A 26,552-nucleotide genomic window follows, 5' to 3' on the forward strand; every position below is an offset into this window, starting at 1 on the left:
AATCAGGGCACCTCGTGTAGTTCATGGTCTTCTTCCGGTACCACAACGCCCTTTAAAATCAGGAACGAGCGCAATGCCAGCCCAATTCCTTGTAGGGCAAGCAGAAAACAGAATACCAAAATAACAGATTTTAAGATAAACAAAGCCTGAATACCGCTTGTCTCAACAGAACCTTCCATAATCGACCATGACTGGTAGACATATTTCCATGAAGAATCTGCGATCAAAACACAAACCGGCAGAAGCAGGAAGACAACGCCGAAAATATCAATCACGGCCTTTTTATGAATGCTGGCTTCACGGTAAAAAACATCGACCCTGACGTGCCCATTGTGCAAGAGGGTATAACCGGCGCCGATCATAAAAAGGAAGGAATGCATATAAACGACTGATTCCTGCATCATAATGGAACCAAAGCCGAAAACGTAACGTAACACTACGACAGAAAACTGGGTGATTACCATAATCACGGCCAACCAAGCGACAGTCTTACCGATCGTCTGATTCAATCCATCGATGAAACGCATTAAAGCCACAAGAAAACCCAAGGCTTTTCTCCTTTTAAAAAGAGAGTGTGTATCATCATAAAAATTTATGATTTTTCTTGATTATTGGATGAAAAATGGTGGATCGAAATAAATCTGATCCACCATTTTGTTCATCATCAGTCGTATTTGAACGGCAAACGACGTGCATCCCAGTACGCGTTTTCAGACATATCAGACCAACGCATTGCTTTCTTACGGAAGTCAGCAAAATGCTTGAAGACCTTGCCTGTCATGTCATCGCTGGCAGCAACTTCACGCATAACTTCACCAGACGCTTCACCAATTTTGGTCATAACATCATCAGAGAATTTACGCAGTTGCACACCATGTTTGTTCAACAGAACGTCAAGGCTGTCACCGTTACGGGCATTAAATTCAGCCATCATGTAGTTGTTTTCAGCCATTGTTGCATTACGAACAACTTCTTGATGCGCCGGAGACAAAGATTTCCATACATCCAGGTTTACACCGCAAGACAGTGTGGAACCCGGCTCATGGAAGCCCGGGTAGTAGTAGAATTTGGTTGTCTTATAGAAACCAAAGGCCAAATCGTTCCACGGACCAACCCATTCTGTTGCGTCAATCGCACCAGATTGCAGAGACGGGAAAATTTCGCCGCCCGGCAGAGTAATTGCAGCCGCGCCCAATTTACGCAGAACTTCACCACCCAGACCCGGCATACGGATTTTCAGACCTTTCAGGTCTTCTACTGTATTGATTTCTTTATTAAACCAACCGCCCATCTGAACGCCTGTGTTACCACAAGCAAACGGTTTTACGTTAAAGCCAGCTGCCAGTTCGTCCCACAGTTCCTGACCGCCAGCATGGTGAATCCATGCATCCATTTCACCCGCTGTCAGACCAAACGGTACTGCAGTGAAGAAGTTGAATGCCTTGTGTTTACCTTGCCAATAGTATTCTGCACCATGGTACATATCCGCTGTACCACTAGAAACAGCATCAAACGCTTCAAGAGCCGGCACCAATTCGCCAGCTGCAAACAATTTAACGGTCAACTGACCATCTGTCATGTCCGTGATACGTTTCGCAGCACGTGCAGCACCTGTACCTAAGCCGGGGAAATTCTTCGGCCAGGTTGTAACCATTTTCAGTGTACGTTTACCGCTGGCGATTGCAGGCGAAGAAACTGCAGCCGCTGCACCAACCGCGACGCCGGAAGCAGCTCCGGCGAGAAAATCACGACGCTTCATGTGAAAACCTCCCTAATCACATTACAAATAATAGCTCGGGATCAATCCCGAACATCGGTATTATCAAACCAATGAGAAATAATGTTACGGGAGATGCAAATAAGATGCAATGAAAAGCCGCTACCAAGTATTACTTAGTCCGTTGCATTAATTAATTTTTTCTAGGTATTAGTCGGTATCCAACGGTACCCAAAGTCCGTCAACGCAACCTTCCAGAGGTGCATAACGCTGCTTGTACGACATTTTCCGGCACTCTTTAATCAAGTAACCGAGATAAACATAGGGGAGGGCATTTTCCCGAACATGTTGAATGCACCAAAGCACCATATAGTTTCCGACTCCGCTATAGGTGCTGTCGTTGGCGAAAAAGCTATAAACAGCGGAAACACCATCATCCAGATGATCCAGCAATAAAGCGGCAACCAACTTTCCCTGATCCCGAAACTCGACAATCGATGTTTCTACAGGTGTTTCTTCGACCATTGATCGATAATCAAAAAAATCCATAGACGCCATATCCCCATCGGTATGACGCCCATGTTGGTATTTTTCAAACAGTTGGAATTGTTCCTGAGTCGCAATCGGTTCACAAAATTGAGCCTGTAAATGAGCAAACCGTTTGACACTACGACGCTGATTTTTAGAAAAGGTAAATTGCGCGGCATCAACACGTACCGGAATACAGGCTGAACAGTTGGGACATACCGGCGAATAAGCCATAAAATGACTGCGCCGAAAACCACCTTTGGACAAGGCGTTATGCAAGGAATCGGCGTCTTTACCGCTAAGTTCTGTCACAATACGCCGTTCTACCTGCCCATCCAGATAAGGACAGGTAAGGGGAGAGGTCGTATAGAAAAAGACTTTGGGTTTTACCCGATCCTGGCGCATGATATCCAGCTTTACTGTTTAATTACTATCAACGTTATTCAACACCAACGTTCCTGCTAACATATCATGTAAGCAGCGTCTTTTGGTATTGAAAAGACTGACGATCAGAATCAAAAACGAAGTTGGTGGCGCTGTAAAGAAGAAAACTGCCGTTTGAATAAACGCCTGCAATAATTCTGGTTGCCCACCATCAAGACGATAGACACGTATACCAACAAAGCGCATGCCGTATGTCGCACTGTGGGGAGAAGCAATTAAAAATGTGTGATAAAGGATGGGAATCAGCGCCAAAATCGCCATTAAGGGTCCGAAAAGCAAGCCGAACGTCATAATCCCGGCGATACTCGCAACAACGGCCCCGACCAACCCCAGGCTTGCACATATAATGAAATCAATTACATATGCGATAATACGCTTGACTGAAATGCCCTCATAATATTCGGGACGTTCAATCGGATCTGGGCCTTCCGCTTTTCGATTGGCGGTTGTCTCTTGCCATCGCGCAGACGGTGTTACGGATCGAATTTCAGTCATTCTTTTTCCTTCGTTTTCGACATTTCGTACTCATATATATACAATTAGGCCGAAGGAGATAAATAAACAAGTTATTGACGGAAGTTCCTTCAATCTCTATTGAATGCTTCCAAGTGACACTTACACGATAAAGAAGTATAAAGAAATGAGTATTGATCCAAGAGAATTTAGAGATGCGTTGGGAAATTTTGCAACCGGGATTACAGTTGTTACCACTTTGTGCCCCGAAGGAAACCCGATTGGCGTGACCATCAATTCCTTTGCCTCTGTTTCTCTGGAACCACCGCTGGTACTCTTTTCCTTGAAAACCGACAGCCCTTTGAGTGACTTTTTCCTCACACAAGATCATTTCAACATCTGCATTTTGGCCGAGACACAAGAAAAAGTCTCCAACCTGTTTGCTGGTCGTGACGAAAATAAATTCGATCAAGTTGAATGGAGTGCGGGTAAAAACGGTTGCCCCCACCTGAAAGGGACACTCGCCGTTTTAGAATGCAAACGGGCCGAAGCCCATATCGGGGGCGACCACACCATTTTCGTTGGTGAAGTCACCCGCCTTGAGACAGAAGAAAACGGCGGACCGTTATTGTATTATAAAGGTGGTTATAAAACCTTTTAATCAGCGTGCCTTAAAAACAGGTTTGGTTTTGTCCATAAAGGCTCTGAATCCGTTCTGATAATCTTCAGAATCACATGTTGAAAAAGCCTCATCCAGTTCTTCTTGGCTCAACGGTTGCGGTTGTTTCAACCGACGCACCATCTTTTTATGTAAACGTGCTGCCAACGGCGCCCCTTTAGAAATTCGTTCGGCACAAAGACGGGTTTCCTCTTCGACTTCCCAATCTTCCACAATCCGGTTAATCAAACCAACCCGCAAGGCATGGGGGGCATCAATAACGCGACCTTCCAACAATAATTCCAGCATCACCGCCGGGCTGACAAGGCGTAAGATCGCATCCAGTTCAGGATAGGCCAGTGTGTGCCCCAATCGATTGATTGGCACACCAAACCGCGCACTTTCCCCGGCAATGCGCATATCGCAAGCACAGGCGATTTCCAAGCCACCACCGGTGCAAGCCCCCTTGATCATAGCAATGGTTGGGTGCTGGCATTCTTCAATCGCCTGAACAGTACGTGTGACAACTTCCCCATATGCCTTCGCCTCAGCTGCACTGGATCTTTGTTCAGGGAATTCTGAAATATCAGCACCCGCAGCAAATGCTTCATCCCCCGCACCACGCAAAATAATACAGCGCAATGCATCATCTGCCGATAAATCTTCGATCACATCCCCTAATTTCTGCCATGCAGGTTTGGTTAAGGCATTGCGTTTTTCAGGATTATTCAATGTAATGGTTACGGTTTCGTCATCACGTTGGACTAAAATCGGGTCGATCATTTTCTTTATTTCCTCCGCACGTTCCAAAATTGTTTGACGAACAAACTATCAAGTTTGCAAGATAAGGCAAATTGTTTGCACATAAGGATGAACTCGCATGCAACAAAACAGCTTTCTTAGCCTCGGTCCACACGGTTTTCACCGCATCGCCTATACTCAATGGGGGTTTGCAGAAGCCGGTCAAACGGTCTTTTGCGTCCACGGCTTAACACGCAACAGCCGTGACTTTGATTTTCTGGCACAAAGCCTGTGTGACAGTCATCCAGTCATCTGCCCAGATATGGCAGGACGTGGTCAAAGTGATTGGTTAGTGAACCCGAACGATTACGGTTTTCCAACCTACCTCAGTGATATGTCTGCCTTAATGGCAAAAATCGGCGAAGAACAAGTCGACTGGATCGGGACTTCGATGGGGGGATTGATCGGCATGATGCTGGCGGCCCAAATCAACAGCCCTATCCAACGCCTGATTGTAAATGATGTTGGTCCTTTTATCACAAAGGAATCGATCTCCTTCCTCGGCAGCTATCTGGGGCTTGATACGAGTTTTCCCACTCTGGAAAGTGTCGAAGAACATTTGCGCCAAATCCACGAACCTTTTGGAAAACTTGCCGATTCCATGTGGCATCATTTGGCACAGCATAGTTCCAGAAAGAACGAAGAAGGCCAGTTTGTTCTGCATTACGACCCGGCTATTTCCGTTCCTTTCAAAGCCGCAGAACCCATTGATGTCGACCTTTGGCCTATTTGGGAGGCAATTCAATGTCCGGTTTTAATTTTACGGGGTGAAAATTCTGACCTGCTTTCAAAAGAGACCGCAGAAGAAATGTTGAGGCGCGGGCCAGAGGCTGAACTCGTTGAAATTCCTCAGGTTGGGCATGCTCCAACCTTAATGGAAGACAGTCAAATCGACCTTGTAAAACAGTGGTTGGCAGCTTAATTTTAAAAATAACTCGAAAAAATCAATTATTTGGCTTAACTCCAAGGTAGACTTTCGTGTAAATTGATCGTTAAATCGCTTTGGAATAAAGGTTTGGATAAAAATCCATCCCAACGCCGTAATGCTTTAGTGGCCGGAGACAAAATATGAATCAGCTTGTGACGACAAACGATGCGCAATCCACAGATCTTATCAAAGGGGATGGTTTGGAAGATTACGTAACATTTAAAATTGCTGATCAATTGTTCGGCATTCCTGTTTTGAAAGTTCAGGACATTTTAATGCCTGACCATATCGCCTTTATCCCATTGGCCCCAAAAGAGGTTGCAGGATCGATCAACCTGCGTGGCCGTATCGTTACTGTCATTGATGTGCGCGTTCGCCTCGGCCTGCCCAAGCGCGCCGACAAAGGACAAAGCATGGGTGTGACTGTTGAACACGTCAACGAGCTTTACAGCTTGCTGGTTGATAATGTGGGCGAAGTCCTCAGCCTTGATGAAAAGAATTATGAACGCAACCCATCTACGCTGGACCCGATCTGGCGCGAATTTGCCTCAGGCGTTTATCGCCTTGACGGTCAATTGATGGTCGTTCTTGATGTGGATCGCATGCTGGATATTCAGACATCCGAACACAAAGCATCCTAAGCACATTCCTTAGACTAATAAAAAAACGCCGTATCTGTGTGAGATACGGCGTTTTTTTATTGATTATATAGATATTTATTTTGCCAAAAGCTTTGCAGCCTCGACCGCGCAATAAGTAAAAATAACATCCGCACCGGCACGTTTAAAACACATCAGACTTTCCAAAACCGCACGGTCATTATCCAACCAGCCATTCTGAACCGCCGCTTTCATCATCGAATATTCGCCACTGACATGGTAAACAGAAACAGGCACACCAAACGCTTCCTTAATGCGGTGTACGATATCCAGATAAGGCATCCCCGGCTTAACCATCACCATATCGGACCCTTCGGCAATATCCAGCGCGGTTTCCCGAATGGCTTCATCCGTATTAGCAGGGTCCATCTGATAGGTTTTTTTATCCCCTTTACCCAGCGCACCGGATGACCCAACGGCATCACGGAAAGGCCCATAAAAGGCAGAAGCATACTTGGCTGCATAAGACATCATCATAACATTTTGGAAACCTGCCGCATCAAGTGCGTCACGGATCGCCCCCATACGTCCATCCATCATATCAGACGGGGCAACAACATCACATCCCGCCATCGCCTGATTGATCGCCTGCTGACACAGAATTTCAACGGTTTCGTCATTCAATACACAACCGTCTTTGACCAGGCCGTCATGTCCGTCACTATTGTATGGGTCCAGCGCGATATCTGTATAAATGCCGAGATCGGGATATTTCGCTTTAATGGCGCGTACCGCACGACAGACGAGGTTATTTGGATTAACGGCTTCCTTACCATCGGGTGTTTTCAAACTCTCATCCGTGTAGGGAAAGAGTTCCACGGCGGGAATACCCAGTTCATAAGCCTCACCAACCGCATCAACCAACAGATCAACCGACAAACGTTCCACACCGGGCATGGAAGCCACTGTCTCACGGCGGTTTTCACCATCCAGAACGAATACAGGCCAAACCAGATCATCGACACTCAACGTGTTTTCACGCACGAGGCGACGTGACCAATCGAACTGACGATTGCGGCGCATACGCGTGCGCGGCAAAGATTCAGAAGTGAGAAATTGCGGACGTGACAAAACGGTTTCCCCCTAAAACAAAGTCTGCGCAATCCAATCCTTTTTATAGATTGTGCAGATAACATAAACGCCGGACGCTATATAGCCCGGCGTTTATGCTTAAATTATGGCAAAGAGTTACTCTTTGTTACACTTTATCCAACGCTTGTGCGATATCGGCAATAATATCGTCAGCATGTTCAATACCAATAGACAAACGCACATACCCTGGTGTTACACCCGCACTTGCTTGCTCATCTGCTGTCATTTGGCTATGCGTTGTTGAGGCCGGATGAATGGCAAGTGAACGCGCATCCCCGATATTGGCCACATGATACAAAAGTTCCAATGAATCGATGAAGTTACGACCGGCATCCAGACCATCTTTCAATTCAAAACCAATCAGGGAACTATAACCGCCTTGCAGATAAGTATCTGCACGGCGTTTCGCTTCACCTTCCTGAACGGATGGGTGGTTGACGCTTGCGACCTTCGGGTGCTTTTTCAGGAAATCCACGACCTTCAACGCATTTTCACAATGTTGGCGCATACGCAGCGGCATGGTTTCCAAACCTTGAATAGTTTGCCATGCGTTGAACGGGCTAGCAGCAGAACCAAGATCACGCAACAACGTCACACGGGCACGGATGATATAGGCAATCGGCCCCAACGGCTTAACCGCCTCTGTCCAAATTGCACCGTGATAGGATGCATCCGGTTGGTTAAGGGTAGGGAAGCGATCACCTTGTGCTTCCCAATCAAAATTACCCCCATCAATAATCGCACCGCCAACGGACGTACCATGACCCGCAATATATTTTGTGGTGGAATACATCACAATCGCCGCACCATGATCCAGCGGACGGCAAATCATCGGGGCAGCCGTATTGTCAACAATCAACGGCACACCCAATTCACGACCGATATCAGCCACTTCCTTAATCGGGAATACATTCAGTTTCGGGTTCGGCAAGGTTTCAGCAAAATAACAACGTGTTTTTTCATCTGTTGCTTTACGGAAAGCTTCAGGGTCACTCGGGTCCACAAAACGGGCTTCAATGCCCATTTGCTTGAACGTATTGGCAAACAGGTTCCATGTCCCCCCATAAAGGTCGGTAGAGGTCACAAAGTTATCGCCAGCCTGACATAGGTTAAAGATTGAGAATGTGGCAGCAGACTGCCCAGATGCCAGACACAAAGCCGCAACACCGCCTTCAAGGGCAGCAAGACGTTGTTCAAGCACATCCGTTGTCGGGTTCATAATTCGCGTGTAGATATTGCCAAACTCTTTCAAAGCGAACAGGTTGGCGGCATGTTCTGCACTGTCAAACTGATAAGACGTTGTTTGATGGATCGGAACGGCAACGGATTTAGCAGTCGGATCATTACGATAGCCGGCATGCAGTGCCAGTGTTTCCGGGTGAAGTTTCTTATCAGTCATTGGTGTTATTCCCCTTTGAATTAGTACAATATTGGGCAACAACAGACCATTTCACATATCAAGCGTCAAGACCGGAATGCAAAACAACCACGAAGACGCAATTTTATAAGTTTTAGACTTATTGAATATACAAGACAGTTCAAAGAAATAAGACTTTCCCTCCAACGTGCCCAAACCACATGACACGATAAAAAGAAAGCCTTGATTTTGTTACTCTCTCATTGAGAAATGCTGATTCGCATCCTTAGCTATGACTTTGAACGTAGCGAACCAATTCCTTATCTGCATTCAAGAAATGATCTTTCAACCAGCCGGACAGATATTCGAGGAAATCAATACTAATATCCTTACCGGACTCATGACCTTCTTTAATCTCCAAGAATTTGTTTAAGAAATCCCGGTGCGATTTTTTATGCTGATCCGCTTTTGGGAATTCATATTTATCCATCATGGCCTCTTCATGTTCCATATGATCGCGCGACAGGGCGGCAAAACGTTCCATTGTCTCTTCAACCACACGTGTACCGTCCCCCGTCATCATTTTTGAATAATAGTCGTTCAACAAGTTGACGAAGGCGATGTGTTCATTATCTATTTCCTCATCTCCAGTGCGTAAATTTTCATCCCATTGAAGCAACTTTCGTTCATCTTTTTCACTACGAACTTCACTCAGGAACTTGTTCACTTCTTCACGTAAGAACTCCGCCTGTCGTGAAAGATCGGATGAAGAGTCTGAAATTTGCGTTGCTGCCATACCTGTTTCACTGGCCGCCTGCTGTACAGACTGGATATTACAGGATACCTCTTGCGTCCCACGCGAAGCCTGATCAACATTCTCTGCAATTTCAGCAGTTGCACGGTTTTGCTCTTCTACAGAAGTTTCAATCGCACTGGCAATTTCATCGATTTCAGTAATGGTCGTGCTAATTTGTTCAATCGCTTCTGCCGCCTTATGGGTTACGTTTTGAATTTCACCAATTTGCTTTGCAATTTCTTCGGTGGCTTGCCCGGTTTGATTTGCAAGTGTTTTTACTTCTTGCGCAACCACAGCAAATCCCTTACCCGCATCACCTGCACGAGCGGCCTCAATCGTTGCGTTCAGGGCCAACATATTGGTTTGCTCGGCAATATCGGAGATCAATTTAACAACTGCCCCGATCTTGCCGACTTCCTCAACCATATCTTCAACGGTTTTCTTGGTTTGCTCAGCTTGAGAGGCCGCAAAATCAGCCACTTCAGAAGATCGGTGAACGTGTCTGGAAATTTCACCTTCGGATGCTGCCAGCTCTTCTGCAGCGGCAGCGACTGTTTCTACATTGGCAGCGGCTTCTTCTGATGCACTGGCAACAGCTGTTGCTTGCGCACTTGTTTCACTTGCGGTGGCCGACATCTGACTGGCAGAAGCTTGTAATTGCGTTGCTGCTGCCGTAACAGTTTCAACGATGGAACCGACACTGTCTTCAAAACTGTTTGCCATCTGGATCATGGCAGCGCGTCGCTGGGCTTCGGCCTGTTTTTTCTGTTCTTCCTGTTCCTGTTCCAGTTCGCGGACCCGGATCATTTGTTCTTTAAAATGATTAACCGATGTTGCCATTTCACCGATTTCATCGGTTTTATCGGTAAAAGGTACATCTATTTTCAAATTATCGTTGGCCAATTCATGCATCACTGATGTCATTGCCCCCACCGGGCGGGTAATTGTGCGGGCAATCAAAACACCAACCACGCCGATTACGACGATTAACCCTAAAACCATCAACATCAGGATATTGCGTAATTCATCAACAGGTTCATCCACTTCTGCCATTGTGATTTCAGCCAAGGCCGCCCAGCGCACCCCTTGAAAATCAATTGGGCCATAGGCTGACAACGCCTCGCGTCCATCGTCATAAGTGACCAGCGTTAAACCCGTTTTGCCTGCCAACGCGCTGTTCACCGCCTCCGTATCAACCTTTTTCTTCAAAATGGTTGCTTCTTTGGAAAAACGAGAATCACTGCGCATCATCTTGTCTTTCCCGACCAGATAGGCTTCACCCGTTTTGCCCATACCGGCAGATGCTTGCATAATATCGTTAATGCGTGAAATTGGCAGGCGTAAAACCATAACGCCCATAAAGTTATCACGTTTATCAAACATGGGGCTGGCTAAGAAACTGGCCGGTGTCATATCAGCAGCGTCATATGCACGAATGTCCGAAAAATAAATCGCACCACGTTCTTTATCTTTTACAACATTGAAAGCTTTGCCAAGATCGGTATCTTTCCACGGGCCTGTAACAACGTTAGTTGCAAACTCTTTGCCTTTTTTGACGCTGTAAACAACGCTTCCCTCATCATTTAACAAAAGAACATCTTCATAACCACGTGATTTCTGAAATTCACGGAACCAAGGATGATAATGTTCATGGGCGCGGCTATAACTGGACCCGTCACCGGCATCATCCAGCATACTTTTGTCGTCTTGTGGATTTTCCGTTACATAGAATTTTGATAATTCTTTTGCTGCGACTTCAGGGTTATCAAAACCGTAAAAACCACGTTGTAGGTTATTGAGCCCTTTAATGGTCATATCGCTGGATGTCGTAATATGCACATCATCTTCTACTGATTTTAAAAATGATTCCAGTTCATCAAAACGCCCATGCTGTACAGCCTCCAATTTTTCAAATGCAGCTGTTTCCAGCGCCTCTTCAGAGCGTACAAACGAAATAACCCCAGCAATGCAGACCGCAATAACCGACAAGCCCACAATAACACTAGGCAGTTTAGCCGATAGCCGCATATTTCAACCCCCATATAATATTTTCCACGTATAACTCTATAGTTGCTCCCAGTCCTTAAACATGACGTGTGTCAATTCCTGTAAAAAACTTAGGGATTTATACGTACATTTCATAGGCGCAGGCCGTTTTCATCTATTTCCAATGAAATTATTTCTTTACCTACGGTGATTTTTGCTTTACGTTTACGTAAACGTCATTAGATTATTAAGGCCTGCAGGCAAAAACCTGTTGGCTTTTTGCAACGTCCTACCTTTATGAAGTTAGGGCGTTTTAAAAACAAATAAATCGGCATTCGAGTACCGATTTATTTCACGACAAATTTTGGAGGACGGCATGCCAGACGGTAACGCTAAAACAAACAAGAAGGCTTATAAATTGAAAAACCCGGTCCGTTTTGTAACAGCTGCAAGTCTGTTTGACGGACACGATGCATCAATCAACATTATGCGCCGTATCCTGCAATCTTGCGGTGCAGAGGTTATTCACCTGGGGCATAACCGTTCTGTAGACGAAATCGTTACAGCGGCTATTCAGGAAGATGTTCAAGGTATCGCTGTTAGTTCTTATCAAGGCGGGCATGTTGAATATTTCAAATATATGATCGACTTGCTGAAAGAACGCGGTGCCGGTCACATTAAAGTCTTTGGCGGTGGCGGCGGTGTTATCGTCACTGACGAGATCAAAGATTTGATGAGCCACGGCGTTGAAAAAATCTATTCGCCGGAAGATGGCCGCAAAATGGGCCTCGAGGGTATGATCCAAGATATGGTCAAGCGTGCAGATTATGCACCGGCCAAAGATATTTCCTGCCCAAGCAGCCTCGCAAAACTGAAAAAAGGCGACAAACTGGATCTCGCGCGTGTCATTACCGCGTTGGAGAACGATCAACTTGACGCAAAACTGAAAAAAGATATCGACGAAGGCGGTGAAAAGCTTTCCGGTAAAGTTCCCGTTCTGGGTATTACAGGGACAGGTGGTGCCGGTAAATCATCCTTGACCGATGAATTGATCCGTCGCTTCCGCATGTACTCTAGCGAACCTAAAATTGCCGTTCTCGCCATCGACCCGACACGCCGTAAAACAGGTGGCGCCTTGTTGGGTGACCGTATCCGTATGAACGCAAACAACGCCGACAATATTTATGTGCGTTCTATCGCCACACGCGACAACAAAGCAGAAGTCCCGCCGAGCATGACCTCCATCGTCAATGCTTGTAAAATGGCAGGTTTTGACATTGTAATCGTTGAAACACCGGGGATCGGGCAGGGCGATGCGGGTATCGTACCTTATGTTGATTTCCCCATGTATGTTATGACACCTGAATTCGGTGCCGCATCTCAGCTTGAAAAAATCGACATGCTTGATTTTGCTGAAATCATTGCCATCAACAAGTTTGACCGCAACGGTGCAATGGATGCACTGCGCGATGTCGCAAAACAAGTTATGCGTAACCGCGAACAATTCCATTCCAAACCCGAAGATATGCCGGTTATCGGGACCATCGCATCACGTTTTAACGACGAAGGTGTTACCGCCCTTTATTATGAACTGGTCACCCAGTTGCAGGCCAAAAAACTTGGCAAGTTGAAAACCACACTGAAAGAAGCCCCGGGTATTCGCCACTCTTCCCCGAAAACAGCCATCGTTCCGCCGGAACGCCGTCGTTATCTGGCAGAGATTGCCGATACCGTACGTGGGTATCACAGTGAAATTGCTAAACAGTCCAAAATCGCACGGGAACGCCAACAATTACGCGAAACCGTACGCATGCTGGATGAAGCTGGCGAAAAAGGCAAAAAAGCCATTCGCAAGCTGATTAAAGAACGTGATCAATCCCTGGATGGCCGCTGCCATAAACTGTTGGAAATCTGGCCGACTGTTAAAGAAAACTATTCTGGTGATGAATATGTTGTCAAAATTCGTGACAAGGAAATCCGTACAGCGTTGAAATACGAAAGTCTGTCCGGTTTGAAAGTACCAAAGGTTTCTTTACCGCAGTTTGAAGACGAAGGCGAAATCCTGAAATGGCTGTTGAAAGAAAACGTTCCGGGTAGTTTCCCTTACACTGCCGGTGTGTTTGCTTTCAAACGTGAAGGCGAAGACCCGACCCGTATGTTCGCGGGTGAGGGGGATCCTTTCCGCACGAACCGTCGCTTTAAGTATCTCTCACAACATTCTGATGCAAAACGACTTTCTACGGCTTTTGACTCTGTTACCCTGTATGGTCAGGACCCGGATCACCGCCCCGACATTTATGGTAAAATCGGTAACTCCGGTGTTTCCGTTGCCACACTGGACGACATGAAAGTCCTTTATGGCGGCTTTGATTTGACAGCACCAAGCACGTCTGTTTCCATGACCATCAACGGTCCGGCCCCGATGATTTTGGCGATGTTCCTGAACACGGCCATTGATCAACAACTTGAAAAATTCGAGAAAGACAATGGTCGCATCCCGACCGATGAAGAGATCGAAAAGATCAAAGCATGGGCACTGGCAAACACACGCGGAACCGTTCAGGCCGATATTTTGAAAGAAGACCAAGGACAGAACACCTGTATCTTCTCGACTGAATTTGCCTTGAAAATGATGGGCGATATCCAACAGTACTTTGTGGATCACAATGTCCGTAACTTCTACTCCGTCTCTATCTCCGGCTATCACATTGCCGAAGCAGGCGCGAACCCGATTTCACAATTGGCCTTTACGCTGTCCAATGGCTTTACCTTTGCAGAAAGCTATCTGGCACGCGGGATGAACATTGATGATTTCGCACCGAACCTGTCTTACTTCTTCTCCAATGGGATGGACCCGGAATATACCGTTCTGGGCCGTGTGGCACGTCGTATCTGGTCAACAGCCATGCGTTTCAAATACGGGGCAAATGAACGTTCACAGAAACTGAAATACCACATTCAAACATCTGGTCGTTCGCTTCATGCACAGGAAATGGATTTCAACGATATCCGCACAACCTTGCAAGCTTTGCTGGCGACTTATGATAACTGTAACAGCCTGCACACCAACGCCTATGACGAAGCCTTCACAACACCGACGGAAGAGTTTGTGCGTCGTGCCTTGGCCATTCAGATGATCATCAACCAGGAATTCGGTCTTGCAAAAAACGAGAACCCGAACCAGGGTGCCTTCATTATCGAAGAATTAACCGACCTGGTCGAAGAAGCCGTTCTGCGTGAATTCGAACGTATTTCCGAACGTGGCGGTGTTCTGGGTGCAATGGAAACCGGTTATCAACGTGGTAAAATCCAAGATGAGTCTTTGCATTATGAAATGAAAAAACATGATGGTTCCTTACCGATCATCGGTGTGAACACCTTCCTTAATCCGCAAGAACAAGACCCGGTCACACCTGATCTGGCCCGTTCAACAACGGAAGAGAAAGAAAGTCAGATTACACGTCTGAAAGACTTCCAGACACGTAATGCCGAACAAGGTCAAAAAGTGCTGGAAAAATTGAAAGACACGGCACGTGCCAACGGCAATATGTTTGAAGTTCTCATGGAGGCAGTACGTTATTGCTCTATGGGGCAAATTTCAGAAGCCCTGTTTGAAGTGGGTGGCCAATATCGCCGCAACATGTAAAACAGACTTTGCATAACGACTAAAAAGGGAGCGTTTATTTGACACTCCCTTTTCTTATTTCCACACCCATGTATGCACCCTCGTGAAATTTTTGTTCAAACCTTCAAATATGATGTCCATATCACCCATATAGGGGTGTTTAAAAAGATTAAAATAAATCATATATACAATTAATACTAATAAATAACGACGCTTAGAAATGACGTTTCTCTCACATTGGCATACAGGAATAGGTCAATGAGTACAGAAGCATTTAAAACCATAACATTCAAACCCAACACCACCTTGTTTCGGGAAGGCGAGCATGCTGACTTTGCCTATATTATTCGAGACGGTAGCGTAAAAGTTTCAAAACGCGGCCCAAGTGGAACCGATATCCCCATTGCCTTGGTTAAGAAGGGGGGCATCATCGGTGAAATGGCAATTGTGTCAGAGGCACCACGTTCAGCAACCGTTACGGCACAGGAAAAAACAGTTGTCCTTGCAATTAGTAAAACCTCCTTTGAAAACAAGCTCCAGTCCATTGATCCTTTCCTTTATTCTTTGATTAAAACCGTCATTGCACGCTTGCGACAAACATCCGATCATACGGTTAATCTTTATGAAAAAATCAAGAAAATACAGGGGAAATCTATACAAAACACATCCCCTAAAAATGAGTTGACGCAGCAAAAATTTGCCAATGTAAATTTCATTTTCGCAGACCCTAATCCACAAACCCGGAACAGCTTGCGCGGTGGTCTTTTTGGCTTGGGTTTCAAAGAAATCTGTGATGTCAGCACATTATTTCAATTGCGCGAACAGATTAAAAAGAACAGATATGATCTTCTGATCCTTGATGCCGCTTTTGGTGGCCGTGAAGTCACAAGCTTCATTCATGACATACGACATGGAATTGATTGTAAAAATCCATTTTTATCCATTGTCGTTTTAACACAAAATAAATCCCCGCAAAATCGGGAGGCCTTGTTACACGCCGGATGCGATCATGTGCTTTTAAAACCAATTTCTATTGAAAAAATCTCTAGCGCCATCAAGGCCCTGTGTCATTATGGGCGTAAATTTATTGTCACGCATGATTATGTCGGGCCGGACCGAATGAATTATCAAAACCCAAATGGGGAAAGCGCCCCTGTTTTTGAAGTGCCTAACACCCTTGCTGCCAAGGTTTTAAATGGAGAAAAACCAGAAGATCTGGAACACGCCATTCATGACAGTCTTTGCAAGTTCAACGAAATCAAGCTGGAACGCCACCTTGTGCAACTGGCGTGGCTCATGGATCGCCTGACCCCGGATAACCCGGAAGGTTATGATCCCAACTACCTGTTGGATTGCATCGAAAATTCCCTACAGGACTTATCCATACGCATCAATCAAGACCATGCCCAATCAGCCAATAGCATTTGCAAAAACATGCATCATCTAATCGACACCATACGCGAAGACAGCACACAACGGATTGAAAAACTGGCTGACATGACGTTGTTTTATAAACAACTCTGCGAAAACATCCCCTTAGGGCAGGGCGCGCATCTTTCTTCTCAAACCTTAAGGCAGGCTTGAAGATAAAAGGGGATTGTCTAAAAACAGAACATCATTACATTATGGATAACATTTTTTCAGTTCGATGATGGTATCTACATAATGAACAACCGCGTTACGCTTTCCCATGTGTATTACGAAATGCGCGTTTACGGCAAATATCTGCGTGTTCACGCCATAGACCCCGATAGCGGGCAAGAGGCAATGGCAACTGGTCTGCTTTCGATGGGCGAAGCCACCCTTAAAAACAATGCCAAGCGCAAACTGGAATATATCCTAACCAAAAAACGTCAAGAAGGTCCTTCCTGAAGGTCGAAAACAAAGCACCAGCCCATAACAAACAGCTGAAATTCTCTGGGCTTTTTCATTGTCTAAGCTATACCGGCTGTGCTACATAGTCGCCCAACTATCGACCATTGATGAGGATGACGGATCATGGCATCGAAAATAATTGCAATCGCTTGTGATCACGGCGGTTTTGGACTGAAGTCCACCCTTGTGGAAGAGCTGAAAAAACAGGACTATGATGTCTTGGACCTCGGTTGCAACACGACCGATTCTGTCGATTATCCTGATTATGCCTACAAATTGGCTCAAGCTATCAAGGATGGACAAGCCGAACGTGGTATTGTCGTGTGTGGATCCGGCATCGGTATTTCAATTGCCGTCAATCGTTTCCCCGAAGTCCGCTGCGCCTTGATCCATGATGCCTTAGGTGCGCGTATGTGCCGCGAACATAATAATGCGAACGTCATTGCCTTTGGTGACCGAATGATCGGTGTTGCAACCGCACTGGATGCGATGAACGTCTTCCTGAATACCGAATTTGAAGGCGGCCGCCACGCGCGGCGCGTCGAGAAATTATCCAACCCGCCCGTTTAACAACGGCCCCCTCCCAAGAAAGGCTCATGCCCATGTCTTTTGAAAACTTCTTTACGGCCACATTGGCTGAATCGGACCCTGAAATCTACGCTTCCATGCGTAAAGAGCTGGGTCGTCAACAGGACCAGATCGAATTGATCGCTTCTGAGAACATCGTGTCACGCGCTGTGATCGAGGCTCAGGGTACAGTTTTGACAAACAAATATGCTGAAGGTTATCCGGGACGTCGCTACTACGGCGGTTGCGAATATGTGGATATTTCCGAAGACCTCGCCATCGAACGGGCGAAAAAACTGTTTAATTGCGAATATGTGAACGTTCAGCCGCACTCCGGTGCGCAAGCAAACGGTGCCGTATTCCAGGCATTGCTGCAACCGGGCGACACCATTATGGGCATGACATTGGCGTCCGGCGGTCACTTGACACACGGTGCACCACCTGCACAATCCGGTAAATGGTTCAATGCGGTTCAATATGATGTCTCTCGCGAAACACAAGATATCGATTACGATGCTGTTGAAAAAATCGCGATTGAAAATAACCCAAAACTGATTATCGCCGGCGGTTCCGCCATTCCGCGCCAAATCAATTTTGCCCGTTTCCGTGAAATTGCCGATAAAGTCGGTGCATTGTTGATGGTCGATATGGCACACTTTGCCGGTCTGGTTGCTGGTGGCGTTCACCCAAGCCCGCTTCCGTTTGCTGATGTTGTGACCACGACAACTCACAAAACCTTGCGCGGCCCGCGTGGCGGCATGATCCTGTCCAACAATGTCGATCTGGGCAAAAAGATCAATTCCGCTGTTTTCCCCGGCTTGCAAGGCGGCCCGTTGATGCACGTAATTGCAGCCAAGGCCGTTGCCTTTGGCGAAGCTCTGCGTCCCGAATTTAAAGACTATGCTGCCCAAGTGGTTGCCAATGCCAAAGTGCTGGCGGCAACATTGGTTGAACGCGGCTGTGATATCGTCACAGGTGGCACAGATACCCACTTGATGCTGGTTGACCTGCGCCCCAAAGGTGTCACAGGTAAAATGGCGGATGCTGCACTGGAACGCGCAGGTATCACCTGTAACAAAAACGGCATTCCGTTTGATCCAGAAAAACCGATGGTGACATCCGGCGTTCGTCTGGGCACACCTGCTGGTACCACTCGCGGCTTCAAGGAAGAAGAATTCAAGCAGATCGGTAACCTGATCAGCGACGTTCTTGACGGCCTTGCCGCCAACGGTGAAGATAACAATCAAACTGTTGAACAGGAAGTTCGCGTCAAAGTCGGTGAACTTTGCGCCAAATTCCCGGTCTACAAAGACTTCTAAGGAAAACGGATCATGCGCTGTCCTTTTTGCGGTAATCAGGATACTCAAGTCAAAGACTCGCGTCCCACCGAGGACAGCGCAGCCATCCGTCGTCGTCGTTATTGCCCGGAATGTGCGTCGCGCTTTACCACCTTTGAACGGGTGCAACTGCGCGAACTGATGATCGTGAAACGCGATGGCAGTAAAACGCCATTCGATCGCGAGAAAATTCTCAGCTCCATCAGAATTTCATTGCGCAAACGTCCGGTCGAAGAAGATCAAATTGAACGTATTGTCAGCTCCATCCAACGTCAGTTGGAAACATCCGGCGAGACAGAAATCCAATCCAACGCCATTGGTGAAAAGGTGATGGACGTTTTGCTGGAATTGGATAAAGTAGCCTACGTTAGATTTGCATCTGTTTATAAAGATTTCCGTGAAGCAAAGGACTTCGAGGACTTTGTCGAAAATTTGGGAACACATAAAAAATAAAGGTCCCATCGCACGTTGTGATGATGAAACCTTTATGAAATCCGCTCTGAATCTCGCAACCCGCGGGCTCGGCAATGTTTGGCCAAACCCGGCTGTCGGGTGCGTCATTGTTAAAGACAATACAGTTATCGGGCGTGGCTGGACTCAACCTGGTGGTCGCCCCCACGCCGAAACAGAAGCACTGGCCCGTGCGGGTGCAGCTGCACAAGGCGCAACCGCATATGTCACGCTGGAGCCCTGCGCCCACCATGGACAGACCCCGCCTTGTGCACTGGCCTTAATCAATGCAGGTGTCGCCCGCGTTGTCATTGCTGTTGAAGACCCGGACGAACGGGTATCTGGTAACGGTATAAAGATGCTTAAAAAAGCAGGTATTGAAGTTACACAAAATATCTGCCGCGAAGAAGCACTGGAAATTAACGAAGGCTTCTTCCTGCGCATCCTTAAAAATCGTCCACTTTTCACTATGAAAATGGCAACTTCACTGGATGGTCGCATCGCCGTTCATACCGGGGAAAGTCAGTGGATTACCGAAGCGCCGACACGCCAGCAAGGCCATCTTTTACGCGCCAATCACGATGCCATTATGGTTGGCATTGGAACGGCAACAGAAGATAACCCGCAACTGACCTGTCGCTTACCCGGTCTGGAAAATCATTCTCCGGTGCGTATCGTGGTGGATCGACGCATGCGCCTGCCTTTGACCAGTAATATGGTGATACAGGCTCAGGACATTCCCACATGGATGATTACACTGGGGGACCAGGACGACATTCGTGCCGAAGCCTACCGCGAAGCTGGGATCCAAATGATTACGCCAGACGACGTGACCGAAATGGATGGGGGCATTACCTTGTCATGGGTTGCCAAAGAACTGGCAAAACGCGGCCTAACCCGTGTCTTGGTCGAAGGTGGGAGCCATCTGGCCGCCGCCATGTTGCGCCGCCGCCTGATTGACCGTCTGTCATGGATGCATGCCCCGCGTATTATGGGCCATGATGGTATTCCAGCAGCACAGGCGTTTGGGGTGGATCACCTTGAAGATACGCCCTTTTTTGATCGTACCCACAGCTTTTCCTCCGGTGGAGATCTTGTTGAACTGTATCGCCGTCGCGATTTAGATATTACTTGAAAAAAGAAAGAAAGATTAAACGTCATGTTTACTGGCATTATTACCGATCTCGGTCGCGTAAAGACCATTGAAAAAAACGGCGATACCCGATTTGAATTTGAAACGGCTTATGACCTGAACACGGTTGATATCGGCGCATCAATTGCATGCAATGGCGCTTGCATGACGGTAATTGAAAAGGGAACAAACTGGTTTGCGATTACGGCCTCGGCTGAATCCGTTTCAAAAACCACGATGGGATCCTGGGAAGTCAATATGGCAGTCAATTTTGAACGCGCTTGCAAGGTTGGCGACGAATTGGGGGGGCATATTGTCTCTGGTCATGTTGATGGTATTGCTGAGATTATCGCCATTGAACAAGAAGGTGATTCACACCGTTTTAAATTCAAAGCACCCAAAGAATTAAAGAATTTCATTGCGCCCAAGGGTTCAGTTACGCTAAACGGCGTATCTTTGACGGTAAATGAGGTTGAAGATGACGTCTTCGGCATCAATATTATTCCCCATACCCTGCAAGTGACAACCTTTGGCAAATCCAAAGTCGGTGACTTTGTCAATTTGGAAATAGATATGCTGGCTCGCTACGTGGCGCGCTTGCTCGAAAAGGACGATTAATACAGTGAGCGAATATAGCCAATACCTGTCCAGCATCGAAGAAATTATCGAAGATGCCAAAAATGGACGTATGTTCATTCTCGTTGATGATGAAGATCGCGAAAATGAAGGTGACCTCGTCATTCCGGCAGAAAAAGCCGATGCAGATGCCATTAATTTTATGGCCAAGCATGGTCGTGGCCTGATCTGCCTTGCCATGACAGGCGAACGGATTGATCATCTCGGCCTGCCGTTGATGACCACGCACAATGCCTCACGTCACGAAACAGCCTTTACCATTTCGATCGAAGCCCGCGAAGGCGTTTCCACCGGTATTTCCGCTGCTGACCGTGCGTTAACCATTGGCGTTGCCATTGCCGAACAATCATCTCGCGCTGATATTGCCACACCGGGCCATGTCTTTCCGTTACGCGCGCGTGACGGCGGTGTTCTGGTCCGTGCAGGGCATACTGAGGCCTCCGTCGATGTGGCCCGTCTGGCAGGTCTCAACCCATCCGGTGTCATTTGTGAAATCATGAACGACGACGGCACAATGGCGCGTATGCCGGATTTGGTCGAATATGCCAAAAAACTGGACTTAAAAATCGCGACAATTGCCGACCTGATTGCCTATCGTCGCAAACATGATCGCATTATTGAAAAGAAAACCGAAACCAAGCTCAACAGCATCTATGGTGGCGAGTTCGATATGCGCGTTTACACAAACAACGTTGAATATGCCGAACATGTCGCCCTGATTAAAGGGGACATTACAACCGATGAACCGGTTCTTGTTCGTATGCACGCCCTTAATGTTTTGGATGATGTACTTGGCGATTGCGCTGCGAACAAAGCAAAAGAACTGCATAACGCGATGCGTCATATTGCGGACGTTGGGCGCGGTGTTATTGTCTTGTTACGTGAACCCCAACGGGCCTCACTTTCTGAACGGGTCGAAGCCCACGCAACAGGCAGTAAATCCGCCGGACAATTGCGCGATTACGGGACAGGTGCACAAATCTTGCTCGATCTCGGAATTAGAGATATGATTCTCTTAAGTAACTCTGCCCGTAAAAACATCATCGGACTGGAAGGTTACGGCCTGTCCATCGTTGATCAACAACCTATCCCGCAATTGGAGGATTAAATGGAAACCCCGCGTATTTTTGTCGCTGAAGCACGTTTCTATGATGATATCGCAGATGCTCTTTATGCCTCCGTCGAAAAAGAATTCGAAGGGAAAGGGTATGAACTAAAACGTTATCAGGTTCCCGGCGTTTTCGAACTTCCTTCCGCATTTTCCTATGCTATTCGTGCAATGGAAATGGGGGCCGCAGGTGCCCGTTACACCGGTTTCATTAGCTTGGGCTGTGTCATCCGTGGCGAAACAACCCATTATGACGTGGTGGTAGATGAAACATCACGCGCCCTGATGGATTTAAGCGTTAAACATAACCTTGCACATGGTTTCGGCATGATTACTTGTGAAAACCGGGATCAAGCCCTTGCACGCGCCTATCGCGACCAAAAAGATGTTGGCGGTAAAGCGGCACGGGCCTGCCTGCAAATGATCGAATTGAAAAAACAACTTCACCTGTTGCCCAGATAAGGACATCGTCCCCGATGAAAAAGAATAAATCCGTCAAAAGAAGTGCTGCACGACTGGCTGCCGTTCAGGCCCTTTACGAAGTGGAACTATCCGACAGTAATGTCGATGATGTCCTCATCTCGTTTATGCGCACCCGCTGGGATACACCACAAGAAGACGGTGATGAAGATCGCGATTCCAGCCCCTTGGCAGAACCGGACAAACAATTGTTTAGTGATCTCGTGCGCGGTGTCTCCAAACGCCGTGACGAACTGGAAGAAATGCTTTCAGGCGCTTTGTCTCAGGAATGGACGATTGACCGACTGGAAGCTATTGTCCGCATCATCCTAATGAGCGGCATTTACGAGCTTTACATTCGCCTTGATGTTCCGCCACGCGTTGTCATTACACAATATGTCGATGTCGCCCATGCCTTCTTTGAAGGGCCGGAACCGGGCTTTGTAAATGGCGTTTTGGACCGTCTGGCAAAAACATTGCGCCCGGACGACTTCAAGAAAGCCTAAAGAGTGCTGGGTGAATTCGAACAGATTGCGCAAATTATGGCTCCTTTGGCTGAAAAGGTCGAAGGAGCTTTTGCGTTAAAAAATGACGCCGCCGTCTTTTCTCATCGAGCCGGATATGAAAATGTCATTACAACGGACACCTTGATTGCAGGTGTTCATTTTTTTGCCGATGATGATCCGCGTGATATCGCCCATAAACTGATGGCGGTGAATTTATCCGACCTTGCTGCAATGGGCGCAACACCACGTTATTATACGCTTAATGCGTCCTATCCTGACAATATAGACAACAATTGGATCCGTACATTTGCAAGCGGTCTTGGCGATATGCAAGATCGTTATAGCATTTACCTGCTGGGCGGGGACACAACACGGACAACAGGCCCCCTGACCCTTAGCCTCAGCGCAATTGGCGAGATAGGGCAGGGGAAATCACTCACCAGACAAGGCGCAAACATCGGTGATTTACTATGCGTCAGCGGGACAATTGGCGATTGTGCCCTTGGTCTTTTGGTTGCCCAGGGTAAGCTCGCGGACACAACAGGAACACTCCACAAACGATACCTGCGCCCAACGCCGCGTGTAGAACTCGGCCAAAAACTTGTCGGGTTGGCCCACACCTGTCTCGATATATCTGACGGTCTGGTCACAGATTTTGAACATATGAACGTCAGCGCCGATATTCATATCAAAGATATCCCGCTGAGCACAGCGGCACAACATGCCTTGCAAAAGGATTCTGCCTTACTTTCATCCATATTAAATGGTGGTGATGATTATGAACTGCTTTTTTCTATCGCACACAACAGACAGAACGAGTTGCTGAAAATTGCGCAAGACAGTGCCACAAAAATCAGTGTGATCGGCAGAATAACAGACAAAAATGAAACCCGTCTTATCACAGAAGACGGCACGCAACTTACTGATTTGAAAAAAGGATATCGTCATTTCTAAGCGCCGAACTTGCAATCTGCATGTCGGATGACGATAATGACAATCTCGTAATCGGGTACTTTGGGCAAAATGAATGAAAAAAGCTATTCTCTTCTTGGTCTTATTAGTTGTTGTGGCCGGGGCCACCGTTGGGGCGCTCTATTTCCTCAAACTTGGTCCATTTGAACCCAAGGAAGCCCCACAAAAAACACCAGAACAGATCGAGCTAGAAAAAAAGACAACCACCACCACAGTCGCGATTAAACCGTTTACCATTCCCATGTTCCAAGGAGAGCGTGTTGCAGGCAGCATTCAAGTGCAATTCGCCCTTGAAGTCGCACTGGGTCAGGAAGAAGTTGTCAAAGCGAAGATGGTCCGTCTGGAAGACGCTTATCTGCGTGACCTCTATGTGTTTATGCCCCGTCTTTTACGCAACAAAGACAAATTGGATATCGCGGCCCTAAAAAAGCGCCTTAAACGCATCACGTATAAAGTTTTGGGGGAAGAAGACAGCAAAGTTGTCTCCGACGTCCTGATCCAGTCCGTCGCAGATAACCCCGGTTAATACCGCTTTTTATTCACCTTTATTGAAACGACCCAAATTGCCGAAAATCTGTTCAAAGAAAGACAATTCATTACCGGCTGTCGGGGTGGTACGCTCAACAAATTGAATGTCGCGCGTGTGCTGATTGTCGCGTTCTTCAACTTTTTCAACAGTCCCGTCTTTACTGAACTGAATGCGAATCACCTTTCGATCAAGGATCTTCGGTTCTAAAAAGGCGAAATATTCGACGCGTTCACTGATATAATACCAGGATTCACCACCGAATGTGGAAAAGGTTGACGGTGTACCAAGAATTTCAGCAACATCACGCGCATGCACTTCTCCGGGGATGACCTCAGACAAGCGCTGCTCTGTCGGAAGGTTGCCCCGCGTTGCATATTGCGCCCCACAGGCATTGAGCATAAGCGCTGCCCCCAGCAAGGCACCTAGACCAAAAACAGTATTTGAGCGAACCTTTTTCAACATTGCAACTCACAAACCTTGATTTTCACTTTGATAAGAGCCCCTACAATATCTTATAAAACCCGATGATCAAGTTTTATTGGAGCCCGGCGCATCGTGATCTTTTCCAAACTGTTTAAAACCAAGCCCGCTTTTGCCGAAGAAGTACAAAAGCTTTATGTCTCGATTATCAATCAATCGCGCAATCCCGACTTTTATCTGCACCTAGAAGTGGCCGATACCGTAGAAGGGCGCTATGACATGATCGTCCTGCATACTTTCGTTGTGATGCGTCGATTAAAAACCGAACAGGAACGAACCGAAAAATTCCTACAATCCCTCTATGACCTTATGTTTGCCGATATGGACCAGAACCTGCGTGAATTAGGCATTGGTGACATGGGGCTGGCAAGACGCGTTCCCAAGATGGCGGAGGCTCTCTACGGGCGCATTACGGTATATGAAGAGGGGCTGGCAGAAAAAGATAACGCCATACTAAAAGCCGCATTGGACCGTAACCTTTATCGCAAAACGCCAGTTAGTGACGAATCGCTCGAAAAAATGGCGCAATACCTGCGCCGTGAAGCGAAAAACCTCGAAGGCACCTCTATTGACGACCTCTTAGAAGGGAATGTTTTGTTCGGTCCCGCTCCCGTAGGAGATAAAAACGCATGAATACGCCAGATTTCACCTATATCTTTCAGGCTGACAAATTGGGGCCAAATCCCAAAAAAATTCACATTGAAGCCAATGCGGATGAATTATCAGGCCTTAAAGAACGTTTCGATTTGAAAAACATTACGTTTTTCAAAGGGACCGCAACTTTAAAACGCTTAAGCGGAAAGAAAATTGCCTGTAATTTTCAAGCACAGGCAAAAATTACGCAAGAATGCGTTGCAACCTTCGCACCGATTGAAACCCTTATTAATCTTGACTTTCAACGTATCTACGATAGCTCAATTACGCCGCTGGACAAAGAAAAAGAGGTGGAAATTGAAATTGATGCAACAGAGGAGCTTGATCCCATCATCGATGGTGTGATAGACCTCGGCGCGGCGATGGCAGAGGAACTGGGTTTGGAAATCGATCCCTTTCCCCGCGCAGATGGTACGGCCTATACCGAATTAGGTGTCGGGCCTGAAATCACGGAAGAAGAGATTGAATCGAACAATCCTTTTGCCGTTTTGGCCGAATTGAAAAATAAAAGTGACAAATAGCGCCATTTAGGCTTGCTCTATATGACACTTTCGTTTAAATAACCGCTCCCTCGTTGTCGAGCTTATATTAAAGAGTACAGAATAATGGCTGTTCCTAAGAAGAAAGTTTCCACATCCCGTCGCAACATGCGTCGTTCACACGATTCACTTAAAGCATCTGTGTATAACGAATGTCCGAACTGCGGTGAATTGAAACGCCCACACCACGTTTGTTCTGAATGCGGCCAGTATGATGGCCGTGAGGTTACTGACGTCGAAGCCGTATAATACGCTTCGAAGGAA

General features: G+C 46.9%; 28 protein-coding genes. 19 read left to right on the forward strand and 9 right to left on the reverse strand.

Annotated elements, in window-relative coordinates; all coding sequences use genetic code 11:
* Window positions 1–2: 2 nt before the first annotated feature.
* The 4 genes from ACI0FF_RS10620 to ACI0FF_RS10635 all read right to left on the reverse strand — a co-directional run bounded on the left by ACI0FF_RS10620 (window position 3) and on the right by ACI0FF_RS10635 (window position 3,184).
* Window positions 3–548, reverse strand: coding sequence for a TRAP transporter small permease subunit (locus tag ACI0FF_RS10620; protein WP_417820781.1), 546 nt, complete (start codon window positions 546–548; stop codon window positions 3–5).
* Window positions 549–664: 116 nt separating this feature from the next.
* Window positions 665–1,759: a TRAP transporter substrate-binding protein gene (locus ACI0FF_RS10625; protein ID WP_419796829.1), complete on the reverse strand. Its 1,095-nt coding sequence runs from the start codon at window positions 1,757–1,759 to the stop codon at window positions 665–667.
* Window positions 1,760–1,927: 168 nt separating this feature from the next.
* The gene (locus tag ACI0FF_RS10630) at window positions 1,928–2,650 is read right to left on the reverse strand and encodes an arginyltransferase (RefSeq protein WP_419796830.1); all 723 of its coding nucleotides are present in this window, start codon (window positions 2,648–2,650) and stop codon (window positions 1,928–1,930) included.
* 18 nt (window positions 2,651–2,668) lie between these two features.
* Window positions 2,669–3,184 carry an RDD family protein gene (locus tag ACI0FF_RS10635; RefSeq protein WP_419796831.1) on the reverse strand — a complete coding sequence of 172 codons (516 nt, stop codon included), beginning with the start codon at window positions 3,182–3,184 and terminating at the stop codon, window positions 2,669–2,671.
* Between the two features lie 145 nt (window positions 3,185–3,329).
* Between ACI0FF_RS10635 and ACI0FF_RS10640 the strand changes: the two genes are divergently transcribed.
* Complete coding sequence (locus ACI0FF_RS10640; RefSeq protein WP_419796832.1) at window positions 3,330–3,803, forward strand: flavin reductase family protein; 474 nt, start codon at window positions 3,330–3,332, stop codon at window positions 3,801–3,803.
* Here ACI0FF_RS10640 and ACI0FF_RS10645 read toward each other — a convergent pair whose 3' ends face one another.
* A complete protein-coding gene (locus tag ACI0FF_RS10645; protein ID WP_419796833.1) occupies window positions 3,804–4,583 on the reverse strand; it encodes an enoyl-CoA hydratase-related protein in 780 nt (259 codons plus the stop codon).
* A 97-nt stretch (window positions 4,584–4,680) separates the two neighbouring features.
* Between ACI0FF_RS10645 and ACI0FF_RS10650 the strand changes: the two genes are divergently transcribed.
* A complete protein-coding gene (locus ACI0FF_RS10650) occupies window positions 4,681–5,523 on the forward strand; it encodes an alpha/beta fold hydrolase (protein ID WP_419796834.1) in 843 nt (280 codons plus the stop codon).
* Window positions 5,524–5,669: 146 nt separating this feature from the next.
* Window positions 5,670–6,170, forward strand: coding sequence for a chemotaxis protein CheW (locus ACI0FF_RS10655; protein ID WP_188665986.1), 501 nt, complete (start codon window positions 5,670–5,672; stop codon window positions 6,168–6,170).
* A gap of 75 nt (window positions 6,171–6,245) precedes the next feature.
* Here ACI0FF_RS10655 and hemB read toward each other — a convergent pair whose 3' ends face one another.
* From hemB to ACI0FF_RS10670, 3 genes are all read right to left on the reverse strand, one after another.
* On the reverse strand, window positions 6,246–7,211 hold the full coding sequence (gene hemB / locus ACI0FF_RS10660) for a porphobilinogen synthase (RefSeq protein ID WP_419799701.1): 966 nt from the start codon (window positions 7,209–7,211) through the stop codon (window positions 6,246–6,248).
* A 175-nt stretch (window positions 7,212–7,386) separates the two neighbouring features.
* On the reverse strand, window positions 7,387–8,679 hold the full coding sequence (locus ACI0FF_RS10665; protein ID WP_419796835.1) for an O-acetylhomoserine aminocarboxypropyltransferase/cysteine synthase family protein: 1,293 nt from the start codon (window positions 8,677–8,679) through the stop codon (window positions 7,387–7,389).
* Window positions 8,680–8,923: 244 nt separating this feature from the next.
* Window positions 8,924–11,461: a bacteriohemerythrin gene (locus ACI0FF_RS10670; protein ID WP_419796836.1), complete on the reverse strand. Its 2,538-nt coding sequence runs from the start codon at window positions 11,459–11,461 to the stop codon at window positions 8,924–8,926.
* A 334-nt stretch (window positions 11,462–11,795) separates the two neighbouring features.
* On the opposite strand from ACI0FF_RS10670, the gene icmF reads away from it, so the two are divergent.
* From icmF to ACI0FF_RS10735, 13 genes are all read left to right on the forward strand, one after another.
* Window positions 11,796–15,065 (forward strand): fused isobutyryl-CoA mutase/GTPase IcmF, encoded by a 3,270-nt coding sequence (gene icmF, locus ACI0FF_RS10675; RefSeq protein ID WP_419796837.1) that lies wholly within the window; start codon window positions 11,796–11,798, stop codon window positions 15,063–15,065.
* Between the two features lie 237 nt (window positions 15,066–15,302).
* Window positions 15,303–16,628 carry a cyclic nucleotide-binding domain-containing protein gene (locus tag ACI0FF_RS10680; protein WP_419796838.1) on the forward strand — a complete coding sequence of 442 codons (1,326 nt, stop codon included), beginning with the start codon at window positions 15,303–15,305 and terminating at the stop codon, window positions 16,626–16,628.
* 81 nt (window positions 16,629–16,709) lie between these two features.
* A complete protein-coding gene (locus ACI0FF_RS10685) occupies window positions 16,710–16,916 on the forward strand; it encodes a DUF6898 family protein (protein ID WP_419796839.1) in 207 nt (68 codons plus the stop codon).
* 126 nt (window positions 16,917–17,042) lie between these two features.
* Window positions 17,043–17,489, forward strand: coding sequence for a ribose 5-phosphate isomerase B (gene rpiB / locus ACI0FF_RS10690; protein WP_419796840.1), 447 nt, complete (start codon window positions 17,043–17,045; stop codon window positions 17,487–17,489).
* Between the two features lie 32 nt (window positions 17,490–17,521).
* A complete protein-coding gene (gene glyA, locus ACI0FF_RS10695) occupies window positions 17,522–18,805 on the forward strand; it encodes a serine hydroxymethyltransferase (protein WP_419796841.1) in 1,284 nt (427 codons plus the stop codon).
* A gap of 12 nt (window positions 18,806–18,817) precedes the next feature.
* A complete protein-coding gene (nrdR, locus tag ACI0FF_RS10700; protein ID WP_419796842.1) occupies window positions 18,818–19,276 on the forward strand; it encodes a transcriptional regulator NrdR in 459 nt (152 codons plus the stop codon).
* Window positions 19,277–19,310: 34 nt separating this feature from the next.
* The gene (ribD, locus tag ACI0FF_RS10705; RefSeq protein WP_419796843.1) at window positions 19,311–20,408 is read left to right on the forward strand and encodes a bifunctional diaminohydroxyphosphoribosylaminopyrimidine deaminase/5-amino-6-(5-phosphoribosylamino)uracil reductase RibD; all 1,098 of its coding nucleotides are present in this window, start codon (window positions 19,311–19,313) and stop codon (window positions 20,406–20,408) included.
* A 24-nt stretch (window positions 20,409–20,432) separates the two neighbouring features.
* On the forward strand, window positions 20,433–21,023 hold the full coding sequence (locus ACI0FF_RS10710; RefSeq protein ID WP_419796844.1) for a riboflavin synthase: 591 nt from the start codon (window positions 20,433–20,435) through the stop codon (window positions 21,021–21,023).
* A gap of 4 nt (window positions 21,024–21,027) precedes the next feature.
* Window positions 21,028–22,149 carry a 3,4-dihydroxy-2-butanone-4-phosphate synthase gene (ribB, locus tag ACI0FF_RS10715; RefSeq protein ID WP_419796845.1) on the forward strand — a complete coding sequence of 374 codons (1,122 nt, stop codon included), beginning with the start codon at window positions 21,028–21,030 and terminating at the stop codon, window positions 22,147–22,149.
* Window positions 22,150–22,611 (forward strand): 6,7-dimethyl-8-ribityllumazine synthase, encoded by a 462-nt coding sequence (gene ribH, locus ACI0FF_RS10720; RefSeq protein ID WP_419796846.1) that lies wholly within the window; start codon window positions 22,150–22,152, stop codon window positions 22,609–22,611.
* A gap of 14 nt (window positions 22,612–22,625) precedes the next feature.
* Complete coding sequence (gene nusB, locus ACI0FF_RS10725) at window positions 22,626–23,114, forward strand: transcription antitermination factor NusB (RefSeq protein ID WP_419796847.1); 489 nt, start codon at window positions 22,626–22,628, stop codon at window positions 23,112–23,114.
* Window positions 23,115–23,117: 3 nt separating this feature from the next.
* Window positions 23,118–24,068: a thiamine-phosphate kinase gene (gene thiL / locus ACI0FF_RS10730; RefSeq protein WP_419796848.1), complete on the forward strand. Its 951-nt coding sequence runs from the start codon at window positions 23,118–23,120 to the stop codon at window positions 24,066–24,068.
* A 73-nt stretch (window positions 24,069–24,141) separates the two neighbouring features.
* A complete protein-coding gene (locus ACI0FF_RS10735; RefSeq protein WP_419796849.1) occupies window positions 24,142–24,612 on the forward strand; it encodes a flagellar basal body-associated FliL family protein in 471 nt (156 codons plus the stop codon).
* Between the two features lie 9 nt (window positions 24,613–24,621).
* Here the strand turns inward: ACI0FF_RS10735 and ACI0FF_RS10740 are convergent, their stop codons facing one another.
* Entirely contained in the window at window positions 24,622–25,077 is a 456-nt protein-coding gene (locus tag ACI0FF_RS10740) for an outer membrane protein assembly factor BamE (protein WP_419796850.1), read from the reverse strand.
* 93 nt (window positions 25,078–25,170) lie between these two features.
* On the opposite strand from ACI0FF_RS10740, the gene ACI0FF_RS10745 reads away from it, so the two are divergent.
* The 3 genes from ACI0FF_RS10745 to rpmF all read left to right on the forward strand — a co-directional run bounded on the left by ACI0FF_RS10745 (window position 25,171) and on the right by rpmF (window position 26,537).
* Window positions 25,171–25,728, forward strand: coding sequence for a ubiquinol-cytochrome C chaperone family protein (locus tag ACI0FF_RS10745; protein ID WP_419796851.1), 558 nt, complete (start codon window positions 25,171–25,173; stop codon window positions 25,726–25,728).
* Window positions 25,725–26,270, forward strand: coding sequence for a DUF177 domain-containing protein (locus tag ACI0FF_RS10750; protein ID WP_419796852.1), 546 nt, complete (start codon window positions 25,725–25,727; stop codon window positions 26,268–26,270). Before ACI0FF_RS10745 ends, ACI0FF_RS10750 begins: the two co-directional genes overlap by 4 nt.
* Before the next feature lie 84 nt (window positions 26,271–26,354).
* A complete protein-coding gene (rpmF, locus tag ACI0FF_RS10755) occupies window positions 26,355–26,537 on the forward strand; it encodes a 50S ribosomal protein L32 (protein WP_419796853.1) in 183 nt (60 codons plus the stop codon).
* Window positions 26,538–26,552 lie beyond the last annotated feature (15 nt).

The organism is Terasakiella sp. 4MB5A (assembly GCF_050058155.1).
GTDB classification, from domain to species: domain Bacteria; phylum Pseudomonadota; class Alphaproteobacteria; order Rhodospirillales; family Terasakiellaceae; genus Terasakiella; species Terasakiella halodenitrificans.

Coding starts and splice junctions, on each gene's coding strand:
- ACI0FF_RS10625 (WP_419796829.1), bottom strand. CDS start 1,759: ATGAAGCGTCGTGATTTTCTCGCCGGAGCTGCTTCCGGCGTCGCGGTT.
- ACI0FF_RS10630 (WP_419796830.1), bottom strand. CDS start 2,650: ATGCGCCAGGATCGGGTAAAACCCAAAGTCTTTTTCTATACGACCTCT.
- ACI0FF_RS10635 (WP_419796831.1), bottom strand. CDS start 3,184: ATGACTGAAATTCGATCCGTAACACCGTCTGCGCGATGGCAAGAGACA.
- ACI0FF_RS10640 (WP_419796832.1), top strand. CDS start 3,330: ATGAGTATTGATCCAAGAGAATTTAGAGATGCGTTGGGAAATTTTGCA.
- ACI0FF_RS10645 (WP_419796833.1), bottom strand. CDS start 4,583: ATGATCGACCCGATTTTAGTCCAACGTGATGACGAAACCGTAACCATT.
- ACI0FF_RS10650 (WP_419796834.1), top strand. CDS start 4,681: ATGCAACAAAACAGCTTTCTTAGCCTCGGTCCACACGGTTTTCACCGC.
- ACI0FF_RS10655 (WP_188665986.1), top strand. CDS start 5,670: ATGAATCAGCTTGTGACGACAAACGATGCGCAATCCACAGATCTTATC.
- hemB (WP_419799701.1), bottom strand. CDS start 7,211: ATGCGCCGCAATCGTCAGTTCGATTGGTCACGTCGCCTCGTGCGTGAA.
- ACI0FF_RS10665 (WP_419796835.1), bottom strand. CDS start 8,679: ATGACTGATAAGAAACTTCACCCGGAAACACTGGCACTGCATGCCGGC.
- ACI0FF_RS10670 (WP_419796836.1), bottom strand. CDS start 11,461: ATGCGGCTATCGGCTAAACTGCCTAGTGTTATTGTGGGCTTGTCGGTT.
- icmF (WP_419796837.1), top strand. CDS start 11,796: ATGCCAGACGGTAACGCTAAAACAAACAAGAAGGCTTATAAATTGAAA.
- ACI0FF_RS10680 (WP_419796838.1), top strand. CDS start 15,303: ATGAGTACAGAAGCATTTAAAACCATAACATTCAAACCCAACACCACC.
- ACI0FF_RS10685 (WP_419796839.1), top strand. CDS start 16,710: ATGAACAACCGCGTTACGCTTTCCCATGTGTATTACGAAATGCGCGTT.
- rpiB (WP_419796840.1), top strand. CDS start 17,043: ATGGCATCGAAAATAATTGCAATCGCTTGTGATCACGGCGGTTTTGGA.
- glyA (WP_419796841.1), top strand. CDS start 17,522: ATGTCTTTTGAAAACTTCTTTACGGCCACATTGGCTGAATCGGACCCT.
- nrdR (WP_419796842.1), top strand. CDS start 18,818: ATGCGCTGTCCTTTTTGCGGTAATCAGGATACTCAAGTCAAAGACTCG.
- ribD (WP_419796843.1), top strand. CDS start 19,311: ATGAAATCCGCTCTGAATCTCGCAACCCGCGGGCTCGGCAATGTTTGG.
- ACI0FF_RS10710 (WP_419796844.1), top strand. CDS start 20,433: ATGTTTACTGGCATTATTACCGATCTCGGTCGCGTAAAGACCATTGAA.
- ribH (WP_419796846.1), top strand. CDS start 22,150: ATGGAAACCCCGCGTATTTTTGTCGCTGAAGCACGTTTCTATGATGAT.
- nusB (WP_419796847.1), top strand. CDS start 22,626: ATGAAAAAGAATAAATCCGTCAAAAGAAGTGCTGCACGACTGGCTGCC.
- ACI0FF_RS10735 (WP_419796849.1), top strand. CDS start 24,142: ATGAAAAAAGCTATTCTCTTCTTGGTCTTATTAGTTGTTGTGGCCGGG.
- ACI0FF_RS10740 (WP_419796850.1), bottom strand. CDS start 25,077: ATGTTGAAAAAGGTTCGCTCAAATACTGTTTTTGGTCTAGGTGCCTTG.
- ACI0FF_RS10750 (WP_419796852.1), top strand. CDS start 25,725: ATGAATACGCCAGATTTCACCTATATCTTTCAGGCTGACAAATTGGGG.
- rpmF (WP_419796853.1), top strand. CDS start 26,355: ATGGCTGTTCCTAAGAAGAAAGTTTCCACATCCCGTCGCAACATGCGT.